This window comes from Methylobacterium nigriterrae, from assembly GCF_037106235.1.
Lineage (GTDB): Bacteria > Pseudomonadota > Alphaproteobacteria > Rhizobiales > Beijerinckiaceae > Methylobacterium > Methylobacterium nigriterrae.
In genome coordinates this window covers 1-256 of sequence record NZ_JBAWTG010001025.1, presented here as the reverse complement: position 1 = coordinate 256, position 256 = coordinate 1, and the positions used below count along the sequence as shown (strand labels likewise).

General features: G+C 54.3%; 1 protein-coding gene. It reads left to right on the top strand.

The annotated features are described in order from the left end of the window. Positions 1-256 (top strand): efflux RND transporter permease subunit (locus tag WDW90_RS40105; RefSeq protein ID WP_336493118.1); only part of this gene is annotated, 256 nt, incomplete at both ends.

The window sequence follows — 256 nt, the reverse complement described above, 5'->3', positions numbered from 1 at the left end:
CAGTCGTGTTCTCGCTTCTGGCATCGCTCATTGTGGCAGTGACCATCGTGCCGCTGCTTGCCAAACTGTTCCTGCTGAAGCAGAAAAACCTGAAGCACGAAGAAGAAGGAACAGGACGCAGCGTGGAACTGTATCAGCGCGTGTTGCGCTGGGCGCTGAACCATAAGCTGATGGTGTCTCTGATTTCCTTGCTCATGTTGGTCGGCAGCTTTGCCCTCGTTCCGTTTATCGGTACGGGCTTCATTCCGGAGTCCAA